We start from the raw sequence: 17,576 nt of genomic DNA, 5'->3' as shown, positions 1-17,576 counted from the left end.
CAAAGCCGCAGCCGCGATGATATGCGTCCTTTTTCTTGCAGGACGGTTTCATCACGGCTGCGGCTTTTTCCTGTTGCGGTATGCTCCGATCGGCCTTAAAGTTTCAGTTTCATTGTTACGAACTGTTTGATGAAGTCAACGGTTCCGTCGATGCCCAGCACGGAAGAGTCAATGCAGAGATGATAGGTCGCTGCGGCTCCCCATGTATTGTAGCTGTAATAGTTGTAATAGGATGAACGTTTCTTGTCGGCCTTTTCCATCAGTTCTTCGGCTTCGTCTGCCGTAATGTCATGCAGTTTCATCAGGCGTTCGATGCGTGCTTCGGGTGCGGCAGACACGAACACGTTCGCGCAGCGCGGATGGTCGCGCAGGATGTAGTCGGCGCACCGTCCTACAAACAGGCACGATTTCTCTTCCGCCAGCTTGCGTATCACGTCGCTCTGGATCTTGAAGAGCGAATCGTTGCTCAGGTATGAGTTATATGGATAGGCACCTTCGGTGATAAAAGGAAAACGGGTGCCGAACAGTCCTCCCAGAATCGTTTGCGAAGCTTTTTCGTCGGCCTTTTCAAAAAATTCCTTGCAAAGTCCGCTTTCTTTTGAAGCCAGGTTTATCAGCTCCTTGTCATAGAAAGAAATGCCCAGCTTTTTCGCCAGCTTTTCACCTATTTCTTTTCCGCCGCTTCCCAGTTGGCGGCCCAAATTGATAACATAGTGCTCGTTCATAGCGTATCAGTATTAGTTATAGTGCAAAAATATAATTTTTTTGCAACGGAAGGCTATTGCGATCGTATTTTTTTGAGGCTGAACGCCCGCTTTTGTCCTGTTCGCTCTGCCGGCAGAGCCTCAGTCAGGCCGGGGTGTGCGGCGGAAGAAATGCGGGAGTGTGGCGGCGGATTCTTTATCTTCAGACTGGAGATGCAAATCTTCAGCCTAAAGATACATATCTCCAAGCTGGAGATACACATCTTTAGGTTAAAGATGAAGATTCTTTTTTATGCGATTGAGTTTGCGGCCCGCATTCTTTGGAAACGCGGCGTGTGTTTGTCCTGTTTTCCTGTGGCTCTTGGCGTTACAGCAGCAAGTCCGGAATCAGGTAGACGCTTTCTTCTGTCACTCCCTGTTCAAGCAGCGCATCTTTGTCTGCGAGGTAGATTTTCATAAATTCGTCGTGGGTCTTGGACTGCTTTTCCGCGTGTCGGTAACATTCCAGCGCCTTGGGTATCTGGTGCATGGCCAGATAGACGTGGCCCGTATTCAGCCAGTCGGAAATCTGCGCGTCGGAAGCCTGTATCAGTTTCTCGAAGAACCGCAGCGCTTCTGCGTGTTTCCCGGTCATGAAGTAGCACCAGCCTATGGCGCGCTGTGCGTTGGCCGGCGTGCGGTCAAGGTATTCCACCTTGAAGAAATATTGCAGCGCCTTGTCGTAGTTGCGCAAGGTTGCCAGGCATTGCCCGATTTGGAGCAGCAGGTTCAGGTTGTCAGGCTGGATGCTTTCCACGCGGTAGAAATATTCCAGCGCCTTTTCAAAGTTATGGGTCCGCTTGTAGCATTGGGCCAGGTGCTTGAGAGTCCATATATGGTCGGGCTTCACAATGTCTGCTTGCAGATAGGCGTTGATAGCGTCCTCATATCTTTCCATTTTTTGATAGGAGAATCCCAGCTTCTGCCAGCTTCCCGCTTCTTCGGGATTAGACTGCACCAGTTCTTCATACAGTTCCGAGGCTTCTGGAAAATAGTCTTTGGCAAAAAGATAGTCCGCTATCTGCTTTCTCCGTTCGTTTTGCAGGATGAGGCGGTTGAGGAAAGGAGATTTCCAGAAAGCCAGTTCGTCGGCAAAGATGTCGTGCTGTTCGCTTCTGTACATCCACAGCTTGAAGAACCTGTAGAGGTCGTGGATGTATTGCCGGCTGATGATGTTGGCTTTGTCCCGGCTGCTTGTTTCTCCGGCCAGCTTGTCCAGGTTTTCTTCCATGACTTCGCTTTGCGATCCGATCTGCGACCTCAGCGCATCGATTTGCAGCTTGGGCAGCGAGAAGAGTGTGAGGCAGAACGAATATTTGTCTGAATTGCAGAAAATGGGTGATTCGAGCAGCATCTTCAAGAGCGACTTGTCGCTTATGTCGTTGTCGGCAAACAGGTCGGCAATGTCGGCCGTTTGCTTGTCGAACGGGTAGAACCAGTGTGCCGCCTGTCCGAAAAAAGCATAGCTTTTCAGTTGCGAGAAAGTGCTCATATACGTGTCGGCCCCTTCCATCTGGAGCTCGCCCAGCTGCTGTATCTCGTCGCTTATCTGCTGCATTTCTTTTTCCCATTCCGGATTTTTGTCTTCCAGATCTTCTATGTCGATGATTTTAAAGTCGGTTTTTCTCAGCCTGGGGTTTCGCATCATCTTTGGAATGATCTGTTCGCGCATCCTTTTTCCGATTTTTTCCGTTTCTCTGGACAGCAGAAACAAAATCTGTATGTCGTGAAGCTGCTGTACGGTCTGCGCGTTGTCACCCAGCATCGTCAGCGCGGCTGTCAGTTCCGGATAGAGAGAAAGCCGCTTTTCCTGATAATATGCCGTGAGCAGTATGCCGGCAAGCGCGCGTTGTGAAACGACGGCTTCCGTACGCCTCCGGTAGGCAAGCAAAAGAAACTGTAACTTCTGAGGGTCAAACAGTTGCAGCAGGCTTAACGTCGCGGCACTCACCATGACAGCCAGCGAGTTGGCCGGTATAAGCTGGGAATCCAGCAAGGCAGAAGCCTCTTTCGCTTCTTCGTCAGTCCAGTGGGCAGATGTCCATATCTTGTCGAAGAGTTCGTCTGTAGCCTTTTCCTTTTGCTTGTAAAGCTTTTTCAGTTCGCTGTTTTTGTCTGCGTTTTCAGCGAGCATCAGCGGAGTGACGCTCAAATCTTCCGCATTGGTTTCCAGTGTCATTCCGATTTCCTGGAACGAATGGACTGCCGTCTGTTTGAAAGTCCGGCATTTTGTTGCGAAGAATCCTTTTGAGGCGGATTGCTGTCTGATGAATTCCGCCCGGTCTGCCAGTTCATATCCTTTGCGGTACAAATGCGCATACATCTTTCCCTGCTGCGGGTCTTCTGTTCCCTGAGCGGCATATTGCAGCATATATCCGTAGGTGTTCTGCAGCGTTTCCACTTCGGATGTCAGAGTCCAGTTGTTTGTTTCGGAAGCCAGTGAACCAAGTTGCGCGAAAGCTTCTTTCAGTCGTTTTTGGTCGAGAAGCTGAATGATGTCCTTATACATGAGTTGTTTCAATAAGAAAATTATCATTTACAATCACTGCAAAAATAGCAATTATTTTGTAATTTTGCATATCTATCTATAGAACAATGGGTATAACGGAACTTCAAAAGGTGTATGCCGGTCATCCGAATTTGTCGGGGCTGGCATCATTGTTGGATAACAAAGAAATAAGAACGATATTTTTAGACGGGATGCACGGTTCGTGCGCGTCGCTGTTCGCTTCCGCTTTTACCAGGCGGAATGCGGGCGTTCATGTGTTTGTATTGGATAATCTGGAAGAAGCCGGGTATTTTTATCACGATATCGTGCAGGTGAACGGGGAAGGGCAGACTATGTTTTTCCCTTCATCGTACCGCAGAGCCATCAAGTACGGCCAGAAAGATGCGGCGAACGAAATCCTGCGTACCGAAGTGCTGGGAGCGTTTGAACGGAACGAGCCGGTTACGGTGGTCACTTATCCGGATGCGCTGGCAGAAAAGGTGGTGTCGCAGAAGGTGCTGAGCGACAAAACGATCGCGCTTAAGGTCGGGCAGCATATTGCAACCGGGAAAATAATGGAGGAGCTGGCCGGACACGGTTTTGAGCATGTGGATTATGTATACGAGCCGGGGCAGTTCGCTTTGAGAGGAAGCATCCTGGATGTGTATTCGTTTGCGTCCGAATATCCTTACCGGGTTGATTTTTTTGGAGATGAAATCGACAGCATACGTACGTTTGAGGTGGACTCGCAGCTCTCCAAGGAAAAAAAGGATGCGGTGAGCATTGTGCCCGAACTTTCTGCAGCGTCTGGAGGAGACATCTGTTTTCTTGATTTCATTCCGGCGGATGCGGTGTTGTGGGTAAAGGACTTCGTCTGGCTGAAGGAGCGGATTCAGACCGTGTATGAGGAGGCATTTTCTCCGCAGGCTCTGGCCGCTTATGAAGGTGAGCAGGATGGGCTGAAGGAACTTGAAAAGCAGCTTGTCGACGGAGGTGAGTTCTGTGTCCGTGCGTTGGAGTTCAGGCGGATTGATTTCGGACACAAGGCACTTGGTACGCCTCAGGCTTCGCTGAAGTTTGAAACTTCCGTGCAGCCTATCTTTCACAAGAACTTTGATCTGGTGTCGGGTTCGCTGACTGATTATTTGCAGCGCGGATATCGGATTTACATTTGTTCGGACAGCGTGAAGCAGACCGACCGTCTGAAGGACATCTTTCAGGAGCGGGGCGACAAGATTGCGTTTGAACCTGTAGACCGCACGTTGCACGAAGGATTTATCGATCATACATTGCGCTGCTGCATTTTTACCGACCATCAGATTTTTGACCGTTTCCATAAATACAGCCTCCGGAGCGACAAGGCGCGGAGTGGAAAGGTGGCTCTTTCGCTTAAGGAACTGAATATGTTTGAGCCGGGTGATTATGTGGTGCATATCGACCACGGGATCGGGAAGTTTGCGGGACTGGTGCGTGTGCCGAACGGAAACACCACGCAGGAGGTTATCAAGCTGGTTTATCAGAATGACGATGTTGTGTTCGTTTCTATCCATTCGTTGCATAAGATTTCGAAATACAAGGGAAAGGAAGGCGAACAGCCCCGTATCAGCAAGCTGGGTACGGGTGCATGGGAGAAGATGAAAGAGCGGACAAAGACGAAGATCAAGGACATTGCCCGCGACCTTATCAAGCTTTATTCCCAGCGCAAGCAGGAAAAAGGTTTTCATTTCAGTCCCGACAGCTTTCTGCAGCATGAACTGGAAGCCAGCTTCCTGTATGAAGATACGCCCGATCAGCTGAAAGCTACTCAGGAAGTAAAGGCTGACATGGAGAGTGACCGGCCTATGGACCGTCTGGTCTGCGGCGATGTGGGATTCGGAAAGACAGAAGTGGCTGTCCGTGCAGCGTTCAAGGCTGTGGCCGACAACAAGCAGGTGGCGGTGCTTGTGCCTACCACCGTATTGGCTTTCCAGCACTATCAGACATTCAAGAAACGTCTGGAAGACATGCCTTGCACCGTAGAATACCTGAGCCGCGCCCGTACGGCCAAGGATACAAGCCGCATCTTGAAGGAGCTGGCCGACGGAAAAGTCAATATACTCATCGGAACGCATAAAATAATCGGAAAGAGTGTGAAGTTTAAGGATCTTGGCCTGCTGATCATCGACGAGGAGCAGAAATTCGGGGTGAGCGTGAAGGAAAAGCTCCGCCAGATGAAGGTGAACGTAGATACGCTGACCATGACTGCCACGCCGATTCCGCGCACGTTGCAGTTTTCGCTGATGGGAGCGCGCGACCTTTCGGTTATCCAGACTCCTCCTCCCAACCGCTATCCGATTCAGACCGAAGTGCATACCTTCAATGAAGGAATCATCGCTGACGCCATTAATTTTGAGATGAGCCGCAACGGTCAGGTGTTTTTCGTGAACAACCGCATTCAGAATCTTCCGGAACTGAAGGCAATGATTCAGCGGAACATCCCGGACTGCAGGGTGTGCATCGGTCATGGGCAGATGCAGCCTGAGGAACTGGAAAAGATTATTTTTGATTTCGTGAACTATGATTACGACGTGCTTCTTGCCACGACAATCATTGAAAGTGGAATTGATATACCGAATGCCAATACCATTATTATTAATCAGGCGCAGAACTTTGGCTTGAGCGACCTGCATCAGATGCGCGGACGTGTGGGGCGAAGCAACAAGAAGGCATTCTGCTATTTGCTGGCTCCTCCCTTGTCGAGCCTGACCCCCGAAGCGAAACGGCGTCTTCAGGCGATTGAGAACTTCAGCGATTTGGGAAGCGGCATTCACATTGCCATGCAGGATCTGGATATCCGTGGCGCAGGAAATATGCTGGGAGCCGAACAGAGCGGATTTATCGCCGATTTGGGCTATGAAACCTATCAGAAGATTCTGGCAGAAGCGGTTACGGAACTGAAGAACGAAGAGTTTGCCGACCTGTATGCGGATGAAATCAAAGCCGGCGAAGAGAAGATCAGCGGCGAAGAGTTTGTTGACGAGTGTACGGTGGAGAGCGACCTGGAACTGCTTTTCCCGAACGAATATATTCCCAGCAGCAGCGAGCGTATGCTGGTTTACCGCGAACTGGACAAGCTGGAGCTTGACAAGGATGTGGATGAATTCAAGGTGCGGCTGGTAGACCGTTTCGGACAGATTCCTCCGGAAGGGGAAGAGCTTATCCGCATTGTTCCCCTGCGGCGGCTGGCAAAGCGTCTGGGCGTGGAAAAGGTGATTCTTAAGGCTGGCAAGATGACTCTTTATTTTGTCAGCAACCTGGAGAGTCCTTATTACCAGAGCAGGTCTTTCGGGAAGGTAATCGAATACATGTCGAAGAATCCGCGGTATTGCAATCTGAGGGAACAGAACGGAAAACGAAGCATGGTTGTGCAGCATGTAACTACAGTGAAGGATGCGGTGGCTATTCTTCAGGAAATGGTGAGCATGAACGGAGATTCGTTTTCTGCCTGAAGCATCTCAAATCAATGACATCCGGATTTCATTTGTGTTTCATTTGAATTCCGGATGTCTTTTTTATCCGGGAAAGAATGCCGCGCAAGACTGAAATGCTTTATTTTCGCCGGAAATTTTATGGACTACAAAGATAATGGTTGAGTTTATTCAGATGAAAGGAAGGTTGCTGGCCTTGGCTTTGCTCGTTTTCCCGTTGGGAGTGGCGGGGCAGAGCGCTCGTGATGAAATCCGGCAGAATCCGGCTTTGGCTGCCGGAAAGTATTATGCTTATCAGGAGCCGCAGACAAAGTATGCGCCGGCGCCGGCCGGATATGAACCGTTCTATATCTCTTCGTTTGCGCGCCACGGTTCACGCTATCTTACCAAGGAAAAGAAATACGTGCAGCCGATGCAGGCGCTTCTGAAAGCAGGAGATGAAGGCCGGCTTACACCGGACGGCAGACGGGCGTTGAAAATGGTCGTTTCGTTAGCGGAGGAGGCCGAGGGGCGTTATGGCGAACTGACTCCGAAAGGGGCTGAACAGCATCGCAGGCTGGTGGACAGAATGTATGCCAATTATCCGCAGGTGTTTGAAGATGGGATTCATGTGGATGCAAGGTCCACTTACAAGACGCGCGCTTTTCTTTCGATGGCAGCAGCCTGTGTGGAGTTGAAAGGCTTGAACCCGAAACTGAACATCACGACTGAAACAAGCGAACACGATGCCTGGTATATAAAGTATAAGAATCCGCTCTATGAAGCGTTGCACATGGAAAATGTCGATTCGGTATACCGTGCGGCCGACAGTGTCTACATTCATCCGGAGAGGTTGATGAAGCAGCTTTTTAACGATTCTGTTTATGTGGCGGAGAATATCGACGCGAAAAAACTGATGGCGGATCTGTTTGAACTTCACGGAATCAGCCAGAGCAGCTACAGCCAGCCGGATCTGGGCTTCTTGTTTACGGAAGACGAGCTTTATGACATGTGGCAGCGCAACAATTTTGAATGGTATTATGAAAAGGGGCCTTCTCCGTTGAGCGATGCCTGCATGTATAAATTGGAAAGAAATTTGCTGCGAAATTTCATCGAAACCGCAGATACGGTGATTGCGTCGGGGAAAAATGCAGTTTCGCTTCGTTTCGGTCACGATACGAACCTGGCGCCTTTGGCCGCACTGATGGGAATGAATCAGTTGACAACAGCCACAACAGACTGGGAGAAAATCGCTGATACTTACCGCACTTATCGGATCATTCCGATGTGTGGCAATGTGCAGCTGGTGTTCTACCGCAAGAAAGACAATGACGACATTCTGATGAAAGCGCTTTTGAATGAGCGTGAGGTCATTTTGCCTGTCAAAACTGACAAAGCTCCTTATTATCATTGGGAGGACGTGAAAAAATATTGGATGGAACTGATAGAATCCATTGTGCTTCCCTGACATAAAAGCCGGGAAGGTGGCGGAGGGGAATGCGCTTCTGTCGAAATCGGGCGAGAGCCGCGAAAATGCTGGTAACTCAGCGGTTTCGCGGCTCTCGCCTTTCTTCAGGCGGGTAAAAGCCAAGTATGCTGTAATATGAAAGTAATATGGGCGTAATCCAAAAGACACATTTGCGTAATTATGTTGAAAACCCATACTGATACCTTTGCGTCGAAATAAAAAGATAAAGAATGAAAGCTAGATTTATTGCTGTGATGTTTTTATTGGCATCAGCCAGCGTGCAGGCCGGAGTCGTTAAGGGAAAAATAAAGGATGCACGGACCGGGGAAGAAATTATCGGTGCTTCGGTGATGGTGAAAGAGGAACCGGGCAAGGGGACGGTGACGGGTTTGGACGGCAGTTTCAATTTGTCCGTCAACAGGAACAAATATACGTTGGTTTGTTCTTATATCGGTTATAAGAATTATGAAGTAACCGTCGATTCAAAGAGTAAAGAAATAGAGATTCCATTGAATACGGATGAGGTGGCTTTGGGCGAAGTGACGGTGGTGGCTTCCAATCCGGGCCGGACAGAGGCCGGCGCACGTGCCATTGAGCGCAAGGCGATGAACGTGGTGAACGTGATGAGCGCAAAGGCAATCGAGCTTTCGCCGGATATCACCGTAGCCAATGTCATCCAGCGTATGTCGGGAGTGACGATCGAACGCAACAGCAGCGGCGAAGGTCAGTATGCCATCCTCCGAGGCATGGACAAGCGCTATAATTATACATTGGTAAACGGAGTGAAGATTCCGAGCCCGGACAATAAAAACCGGTTTGTTCCGCTCGATATCTTCCCTTCGGAGATGCTTGACCGTCTGGAGGTAACGAAGTCGCTGACTGCCAATATGGAAGGCGACGGCATTGGCGGTGCGGTCAATCTGGTGATGAAGGATGCGCCGGCTGAACGTCAGTTTACGGCAAGTATTTCGACGGGTTATAACGCGATGTATTTCGGTCGTGACTTCCAGTCGTTCAACTACGGGGAGATAGTGAAAAAGTCGCCCTACGAAGCGATGGGGAAGCCGGAGGATTATAAAGTAACACAGGACAATTTCACTTCCTCCAATCTGCGCATGAAATGGAAGAAGCCGCTTCCCGACCTGACCGCCAGTCTGTCTTATGGCGACCGCTTTTTCGGGAACAAGCTGGGAGTGATGCTTGCCGGAAGTTATCTGAATACCTATAGAGGAAAAGAAAGCCAGCTCTATTATCAGCCGGGTGTGACTCATAACGGTATCGAATACCGTAACTATTCGTCCCAGCAGACCCGTATCGGCGCACATGCCAAACTGGACTATCATATCAACGGAAATCACAAGCTGACATGGTATAACGGCTATATGGATATGCGCGAGGCAGAGGTACGTGACGGGGAGGATGACAAGGAGCGTGCCGTACGTATGAAGTGGAATCGTCAGTACATCATCAACTCGACACTGAAAGGCGAACATCAGTTCCTTGAAGACGGCAGGCTGAAACTGAACTGGTCGGCGGTAATTTCCAAGGCATACAGCGAAACTCCCGACAATGCGGAGATATTCATGCAGGGATCTCATGTCCAGACTTCCGGAGCCGCCACCCGCCGTTGGGAGCACAATTCGGACAAGGACAAGGCGGGCTATGTGGATTTGAGCTACAAATGGAGTTTGAAGGATGAATCGTTTTTCGACTTCTCTGTCGGAGGCATGTACCGTGATAAGAAGCGCGACAGCTTCTTCAATGAGTATACTTTCGATTCAGGTACGGGTAGAGATCCGCAATATATCAATGAAGACTGGTATAATTTCGATGAAATCGTGTTTACGCCGGCCATGCGCGGATATGGCAACATTGGAGATCCGTTGAACTATGACGCTTCGGAGAAGATAGGGGTCGGCTACGGTATGGTGAAGTATACGTTCCCGAAGTGGGAGCTGATTGCAGGCGTACGAGTGGAGCATACCAATCAGGGGTATGTGTTGAAGTTCCCGCGTGATGTGGATCCGGAAGGCAGCCAGAAGTATACGGACGTGTTGCCCAGCTTCCATGCGAAATACAACGTGCATGAGAACGCGAACCTGCGCTTCTCGTATGCCCGTGCCATCAACCGTCCGAGCTTTTTCGAAATCGTGCCTTACAGTATTATCAACGAGGATTATAAGGAAAAAGGTAATCCGGACTTGAAGCATACCGTGGCCGACAATGTGGATTTGCGGTATGAGTTCTTTCCGAAATCGTCCGAACAGTTTATGGTCGGTTTGTTCTACAAGCATATCCAGAATCCGATTGAATACAGTCTCAGTCTGGTAAGCTCCGGGCAGGACACTTATTACCAGCCGATGAACTTGGGCGATGCCACGAACATGGGTGTGGAGGTGGATGTTATGAAGTATTTCAACTGGTTCGGCATCAAGGCTAACTATACTTATACGCATTCCAAGATTACTACAGACAAACGTTATATGGACGGCTCTGAGGTCAAGACAAGAAAGCAGTCCCGGCCTTTGTTCGGACAGGCTGCGCATGTGGCCAACCTTTCTCTCCTGTTCAAGGATGCCAAGCGCGGGTGGGAAGGCCAGCTTGCCGGAAGCTATACCGGAAAACGTCTGAGCGACATTTCCAACTGGTACGATAACGATATTTGGGAGGACGGATATTTCCAGCTGGACGCTTCCGTGGAGAAGAGCTTCAAGAAAGGAGTGAGCATCTTTGCAAAGGCTTCCAATCTGCTGGATGTGCCCTTGCTGAGATATGTCCAGAAAGGTCCCAGCACGGAAGGGCTCAATTATGAACGGCATAAAGGCAATGTAATCGAGCGCAAGGAATGGCATGGACAGACCATCATGCTGGGTGTGAGATATAAACTTTAAGGAAAAACAAACTGAACGACATATTGACTAACATCTTAATTTTTCAAATTATGAATTTCAAGAAGTATTTATTCATGGGTGCGGCTTTGATGGCTTTGTCATTCTTTGCTGCTTGTAGTGACGATGAAAATGAACCGCAGACTCCGCCTAAAGATCCGGAAGGTGAACAGCCCGGAGAATCAACCAGTTTGGCAGATCAGTGGAACAATACCAATACGGTGGTTTGGCCTGCTGATACGGTGGTCAACTTGACGGACCATTATGTGGTTCCCGAAGGAAAGACTTTGGTTATCAAGGAAGGCGCGCAGATTATCGCTAGTTCCAAAGGCGTAGGAGCCAACCATGCGGCCATTGAATTTACGGTAAACGGAAACCTGTATTGTGAGGGTACGGCGGAGAAACCCGTTCTGTTCTCTGTTTCCGAAGAGGAACGGACTGAGGAAAACATCTTTGCTGGCTTGTGGGGCGGTATCGTTGCTTCCGAGACTTGCGGCGAAATGCTGATTGACCATACCATCATTGAGTATACGGGAGGTCAGGTTGTGGAAGGTTCTCCTGCCGCGACAAACGGTGTTTATACGGCCGGTGACGATGCTTATCCGCAGATTACTACCAACAACATTAACGGCAAGTATGTCATCATCAACTCCGTTCTGCGTAACGGCTGGTCGGATGGTATCTACATGATGGGCGGTGAGGGCATCATAGCCAACAACTTGTTTGCCGCCAACGGATACGATGGCGCTGAGGCTGTGAACGTGAAGGCCGGATGCAAGGTTGACGTGGCTGGAAACGTGATGTTCAGCCCGAATACCAACGGCTTGAAGTTGTCGAGCTCCGGTCAGGGCGGAAACCGTGGTCAGGCGTTGATTCAGGCATACAACAACACCATCATCAATGCCGGATGGAGACGTGACGGAGAAAAAGGCGGTTGCGTGTATGTGGAAAAGAACGCGCTTGCCAATGTGTTCAACAACTTGATGGTGAACTGCAAGTTCCGCGCCATGACTCCGAGCTTTGATATTCCGAACAATCCGGAAGAAGGATATGATAACAAATCCGTAATTGACTACAATTTCTACGCTTCGGGCAATCAGCAGAGTGACATCATATATGACGGTGAGGACGAAAGCGGTGTGGCATACGCTTGGCAGGGATATAACTACGACCACGAAGACTATAACACGGGAGTGGTTGATGTGCATAGTGTCATTGCCAAAGAAAAAGACTTGAAAGACCCTCAGTTCGTGAACTTCGACATCAATGCCGTGGCATTGACCGGCTATGTATACGATAGCGCATGGGATTTCCATCTGAAAGCAGGTTCTCCGGCTTTGAACGGTGCGGCTGGCGCTTCCGAATCATTTGCAACTCCGCTTTTCGGCACGACTGGTCTGACCATTAACGGAGAAAACTACACTTCTCCGGCGGTTCAAAGCCATTATGGTGCTTACGGCGAATAAATTCAGGCTCTTTTTGAGACACAGCTGATATACATTCATTTCTTTGGAAGCCCGGATCTATTGATAAAAGCATCCGGGCTTTTTTAATTGTTTTTTCGTGGCGGCTGGGATTTTTTCATATTTATTTCAGTTTTCGGACCCAACTTTGCCATGACAAAACGAAAATAACATTTAAAACAGTTTTTAGTATGATTTCATTGAAAAGAACTTTAAGCACTTTGGGAGTGGCTTTGTTTGCGTTTTCCGCTTTCGCACAGACACCGGCCGACTGGAAACCGCTTGAAAAGCCTTTGAATTTCTATTTGGCAAACGATTTGGGGCGTAACGGATATTATGACCAGAAACCGATAGCAGAGCTTATGGGGAAAATGGCTGAAACCATAGACATCGAGTTTGTGGTTGCCGCCGGTGATGTGCATCATTTTGAAGGTGTGCGCAGTGTGGACGATCCTCTCTGGATGACCAACTACGAGCTTATTTACAGCCACCCGGATCTGATGTTGCCTTGGTATCCGATTCTTGGAAATCACGAGTACCGGGGAAATACGCAGGCCGTGCTTGACTATGCAGGTGTAAGTGCACGCTGGCAGATAGCCGGGCGTTATTATACGAAAACGATGGAGGAGGATGGAGCGACATTGCGCCTGGTGATGATTGACACCCCTCCCTTGCTTGACAAATACCGTAAAGACACGGAAAAATATCCGGACGCGCATCTGCAGGACGTCGACAAACAGTTGGCCTGGCTTGATTCGGTGCTTACGGCTGCAAAGGAGGACTGGGTGCTTGTGGTAGGCCACCATCCCATTTATGCGGATACGGACAAGAATGATTCGGAACGGACGGATATGCAGAAGCGCGTTGATTCGGTTCTCCGCAGGCATAAAAATGTCGATATGTATCTTTGCGGGCATATCCATAACTTCCAGCATATCCGCAAGCCGGGAAGCGGAATCGACTATGTGGTGAATACTTCGGGATCGCTGAGCCGCAAGGTGAAGCCTGTCGAAGGGACACAGTTCTGCAGCGATGCTTCCGGCTTTTCGCTCATTACGCTCGACAAGAAAGAACTCTGTCTGCACATGATAGATAAGGAGGGAAAGGTGATTCACACCGTGAAAAGAACCAAGTGACGGATTTGCCCTGCATAATGGGCAAGATGACCGCCCGTATTGCCGAAAATGACCGCCCGTCTTGAGCAAGATGAGCGGTCATTTTGTCTGCCGGTTGCTGCCGTTGTTTGCAAACTGGAGTTTGCGTTTCCTGTATATGCTTTTCCTTCTGTCGGTTTTCTTCGTGTTTTTGGAGATAAAAACATCCCTTTCGGCAAAAAAAAGGCCGTTCTTTGGACTGATGTTTCTTTTTTTGTTATTTTTGCACAGATTTAAGGTTGCTGTGCCGATTTGTCTGGCGCAAGCGGCTTTGTCCGGCCGAAGAGTTCGTGCCGGATTGTCAAACGGAAGTAATAACTAAAACATAAAGCATGATACACAAAGTATTGATCGCTAATCGTGGTGAAATAGCTGTGCGTGTGATGCGTTCGTGCCGCGAAATGGGCATCCGCACCGTTGCAGTTTTCTCTGAGGCCGACAGGACAGCCCGCCACGTACTTTATGCGGATGAAGCCTGTCTGATAGGCCCGGCGGCATCTCGCGAAAGTTACTTGAACATCGACAAGATTATCATGGCGGCCAAGCGTCATGGAGTGGACGCCATCCATCCGGGGTATGGATTTCTGTCGGAAAATTCAGAGTTCGCCCGCCGCTGCCGTCAGGAAGGCATCATCTTCATTGGTCCGGATCCGGAAACGATGGATGCGATGGGGGACAAGATTTCTGCCCGCAAGCACATGATTGCTGCAGGCGTTCCGGTGGTTCCCGGCACAGAGCAGCCTTTGCAGAGCGTTGAAGAGGCGAAAGAAATCTGCAACCGCATCGGCTATCCCGTAATGCTGAAGGCTTCCATGGGAGGAGGCGGAAAAGGCATGCGTCTGATTCACAGTGAGGACGAAGTGGAAGAGGCATACAATACGGCCCGTTCGGAATCCATGTCATCGTTCGGTGACGATACTGTTTATCTGGAAAAGTTTGTAGAAGAGCCGCACCATATCGAGTTCCAGATCTTGGGGGACAACTTTGGAAACGCAATCCATCTTTACGAGCGCGAATGCTCCATTCAGCGGCGCAATCAGAAAATAGTTGAAGAAACTCCTTCGCCTTTTGTAACTCCCGAACTGCGACAGAAGATGGGAGAGGCTGCCGTGGCGGCCGCCAAAGCCGTACATTACAAGGGAGCAGGCACAATCGAATTCCTCGTCGACAAGCACCGCAACTTTTATTTTCTTGAAATGAACACTCGTTTGCAGGTGGAGCACCCGATTACGGAAGAAGTGCTTGGCGTGGATTTGGTGAAAGAGCAGCTCCGCATTGCCAACAACGAGCCGCTTCATCTTAAGCAGGAAGAGCTGGTGCAGCGCGGACATGCGATCGAATGCCGCATCTGCGCCGAAGACTCGGAAAATAACTTCATGCCTTCGCCGGGCGTTATCCGTCAGCTGATTGAACCGAACGGCATCGGCGTGCGCATCGACAGCTATGTGTATGAGAGCTACGAAATCCCTATTTATTATGATCCGATGATCGGCAAGCTGATTGTGTGGGCCACAACCCGCCAGTTCGCCATCGAGCGGATGCGCCGTGTGCTTTATGAATACAAGATCACAGGATTGAAAACCAATATCGGATACCTCCGCCATATCATGAACGTGCCTGATTTTGTGGAAGGCCGTTATGATACGCTGTTTATACCCAAGCATCAGGATATACTCCGCAAGTGGGCTAACAAGAAGGAGGAGGAAACTGAAAACATCGCGATGATTGCGGCCTACATCGATTATTTGATGAACCTCGAAGAAAACAAGACGGCTTCTACGGACAACCGTCCGATCAGCCGCTGGCGTGAGTTTGGCTTGAAGAAGGGTGTATTGAGAATCTAAATAAAGCAGGAAATTATGGAAATACATATAGGTGACAGAGTGGCTGATGTGTCATTGGTCAACAAGGAAGGAAACAAGGTACAGCTTACAATCGACGGCGTTCCTTACGATGTAGACATTGTGATGGCTGAGAACGGAAGCTGCTCTATCCTTCATAACGGCAAATCGTATAATGCCGAACTTATACGCAAGGACGGCGGAAAGAGTTATACCGTCAATGCCCATTATCAGTCGTATAACATCGACATTATCGATTCTCAAGCCAAGTATTTGCGTATGCGCAAAGGTGGCGAAGAAAAACAGCAGGACAAGATTGTTTCGCCCATGCCGGGAAAAGTGGTCAAGATCCCCGTAAAGGTGGGCGACCGTCTGGAAGCGGGCGACATCGTAGCTGTAATCGAAGCCATGAAAATGCAGAGCAACTACAAGGTGAACAGCGAATGTACGGTGAAGGAAATCTTGGTGAATGAAGGTGATTCAGTAAACAGCAACCAGGTGATCATGACTCTGGATGTGATAAATAAAGACGAAGAATAATTATGACAGCAGAAGAACAATATAAGAAATTTGAGGAGCTTGACAAGCTGGCTTCGCAAGGCGGCGGTGTGGAGCGTGTGGAAAAACAGCACGCAAACGGTCACATGACCGCACGTGAACGGATTGACATGTTGCTCGACAAGGGCACTTTCAATGAAATAGACAAATTCGTAGTTCATCACTGTTCTGATTTCGGAATGGATAAGAAGCACATTCCCGGTGACGGCATCGTTTGCGGCTATGGAAAAATCGACGGGCGGCTGGTGTATGTGTATGCATATGATTTCACCGTATTCGGCGGCACGCTGAGCACAACCGGTGCAAAAAAGATTGTGAAGGTGCAGGAACTGGCCTTGAAGAACGGCGCTCCGGTCATCGCTCTGAACGATTCGGGAGGCGCACGCATTCAGGAAGGCGTCGGCAGCATTTCCGGATATGCTTCCATTTTCTATCAGAACACCATTGCCTCGGGTGTCATTCCGCAGATTTCGGCCATTCTCGGACCGTGTGCGGGAGGCGCATGTTATTCTCCGGCCCTGACCGACTTCATTTTCATGGTGAAGGAAAAGAGCCACATGTTCATTACCGGTCCGGATGTGGTAAAGGCCGTGACACACGAAGAAGTCGACAAAGAGGAACTGGGCGGTGCCTATACGCACAGCAGCAAAAGCGGCGTGACTCATTTTCTTTGCGATACGGAAGAGGAAACTCTGATGAGCATCCGCGAACTGCTTAGCTTCCTTCCTTCAAACAACATGGAAGATGCGCCGATGGTTCCATGCACAGATGATGTCCGCCGTGCCGACGAATCGCTGATGTCTGTCATTCCGGACGATCCGAATATGCCGTATGACATCAAGAACATCATCGAGCCGGTTGTAGATAACCAGTATTTCTTCGAGGTGATGCCGCATTTTGCAAAGAACATTGTGGTGGGATTTGCACGTCTGGGCGGACGTTCAGTAGGTATTGTAGCCAATCAGCCGGCTTATCTGGCAGGTGTGCTCGATATCGACGCTTCTGACAAGGCTTCACGTTTCATCCGCTTCTGCGACTGTTTCAATATTCCTATCGTTACGTTCGAGGATGTTCCGGGCTTCCTTCCGGGATGTGCGCAGGAGCACAACGGAATCATCCGTCATGGTGCGAAGATTGTCTATGCCTATGCCGAGGCAACCGTGCCTAAAATCACAGTGATTACGCGCAAGGCCTATGGCGGCGCCTATATCGTGATGAACAGCAAGCCGATCGGTGCGGATGTGAACTTCTCATATCCTACGGCAGAAATTGCCGTGATGGGTGCAGACGGTGCCGTGAACATTCTTTACCGCAAGGCGACGCCCGAGGAAAAGGCACAGGCCATCGAAGACTATAAGGAAAAGTTCTCTAACCCGTACCGTGCGGCTGAACAGGGATATATCGACGAAATCATTCTTCCGAAGGATACACGCTTCAAGCTGATTCAGGCTTTGGAGATGACTCAGAACAAGAGCCAGAGCAATCCGCCGAAGAAGCACGGCAACATGCCGCTCTAATGCCGCTCGA

11 protein-coding genes are annotated in these 17,576 nt (G+C 49.6%); 9 read left to right on the top strand and 2 right to left on the bottom strand.

Going from position 1 to position 17,576, the window contains the following annotated elements; all coding sequences use genetic code 11:
* Positions 1 to 95: 95 nt before the first annotated feature.
* Positions 96 to 725: a cytidylate kinase-like family protein gene (locus QUW60_RS01890; protein WP_258338374.1), complete on the bottom strand. Its 630-nt coding sequence runs from the start codon at positions 723 to 725 to the stop codon at positions 96 to 98.
* Between the two features lie 346 nt (positions 726 to 1,071).
* Entirely contained in the window at positions 1,072 to 3,252 is a 2,181-nt protein-coding gene (locus QUW60_RS01885) for a tetratricopeptide repeat protein (RefSeq protein WP_289558244.1), read from the bottom strand.
* A gap of 86 nt (positions 3,253 to 3,338) precedes the next feature.
* Here QUW60_RS01885 and mfd point away from each other — a divergent pair, with 86 nt between their 5' ends.
* The 9 genes from mfd to QUW60_RS01840 all read left to right on the top strand — a co-directional run bounded on the left by mfd (position 3,339) and on the right by QUW60_RS01840 (position 17,566).
* Positions 3,339 to 6,719, top strand: a complete 3,381-nt coding sequence (mfd, locus tag QUW60_RS01880; RefSeq protein WP_289558243.1) for a transcription-repair coupling factor — start codon at positions 3,339 to 3,341, stop codon at positions 6,717 to 6,719.
* A gap of 154 nt (positions 6,720 to 6,873) precedes the next feature.
* Positions 6,874 to 8,145, top strand: a complete 1,272-nt coding sequence (locus tag QUW60_RS01875) for a histidine-type phosphatase (protein WP_289558242.1) — start codon at positions 6,874 to 6,876, stop codon at positions 8,143 to 8,145.
* A 230-nt stretch (positions 8,146 to 8,375) separates the two neighbouring features.
* Entirely contained in the window at positions 8,376 to 11,036 is a 2,661-nt protein-coding gene (locus QUW60_RS01870; RefSeq protein ID WP_289558241.1) for a TonB-dependent receptor domain-containing protein, read from the top strand.
* A gap of 50 nt (positions 11,037 to 11,086) precedes the next feature.
* Complete coding sequence (locus tag QUW60_RS01865) at positions 11,087 to 12,499, top strand: beta-helix domain-containing protein (protein ID WP_289558240.1); 1,413 nt, start codon at positions 11,087 to 11,089, stop codon at positions 12,497 to 12,499.
* A gap of 188 nt (positions 12,500 to 12,687) precedes the next feature.
* Entirely contained in the window at positions 12,688 to 13,632 is a 945-nt protein-coding gene (locus tag QUW60_RS01860; protein WP_289558239.1) for a metallophosphoesterase, read from the top strand.
* Positions 13,633 to 13,671: 39 nt separating this feature from the next.
* On the top strand, positions 13,672 to 13,887 hold the full coding sequence (locus QUW60_RS01855) for a hypothetical protein (protein ID WP_289558238.1): 216 nt from the start codon (positions 13,672 to 13,674) through the stop codon (positions 13,885 to 13,887).
* Between the two features lie 95 nt (positions 13,888 to 13,982).
* Positions 13,983 to 15,494 (top strand): acetyl-CoA carboxylase biotin carboxylase subunit, encoded by a 1,512-nt coding sequence (gene accC / locus QUW60_RS01850; protein WP_258338382.1) that lies wholly within the window; start codon positions 13,983 to 13,985, stop codon positions 15,492 to 15,494.
* A 15-nt stretch (positions 15,495 to 15,509) separates the two neighbouring features.
* Positions 15,510 to 16,031 (top strand): acyl-CoA carboxylase biotin carboxyl carrier protein subunit, encoded by a 522-nt coding sequence (locus QUW60_RS01845; RefSeq protein WP_258338383.1) that lies wholly within the window; start codon positions 15,510 to 15,512, stop codon positions 16,029 to 16,031.
* A gap of 2 nt (positions 16,032 to 16,033) precedes the next feature.
* Positions 16,034 to 17,566: an acyl-CoA carboxylase subunit beta gene (locus tag QUW60_RS01840; RefSeq protein ID WP_258338384.1), complete on the top strand. Its 1,533-nt coding sequence runs from the start codon at positions 16,034 to 16,036 to the stop codon at positions 17,564 to 17,566.
* Positions 17,567 to 17,576: the final 10 nt, after the last annotated feature.

Origin of the sequence: Bacteroides gallinaceum (assembly GCF_030373775.1) — a bacterium.
Lineage (GTDB): Bacteria > Bacteroidota > Bacteroidia > Bacteroidales > Bacteroidaceae > Phocaeicola > Phocaeicola excrementipullorum.
The sequence above is the reverse complement of the archived record's forward strand: the minus strand, read 5'-3'. Positions and strand labels throughout refer to the sequence as shown.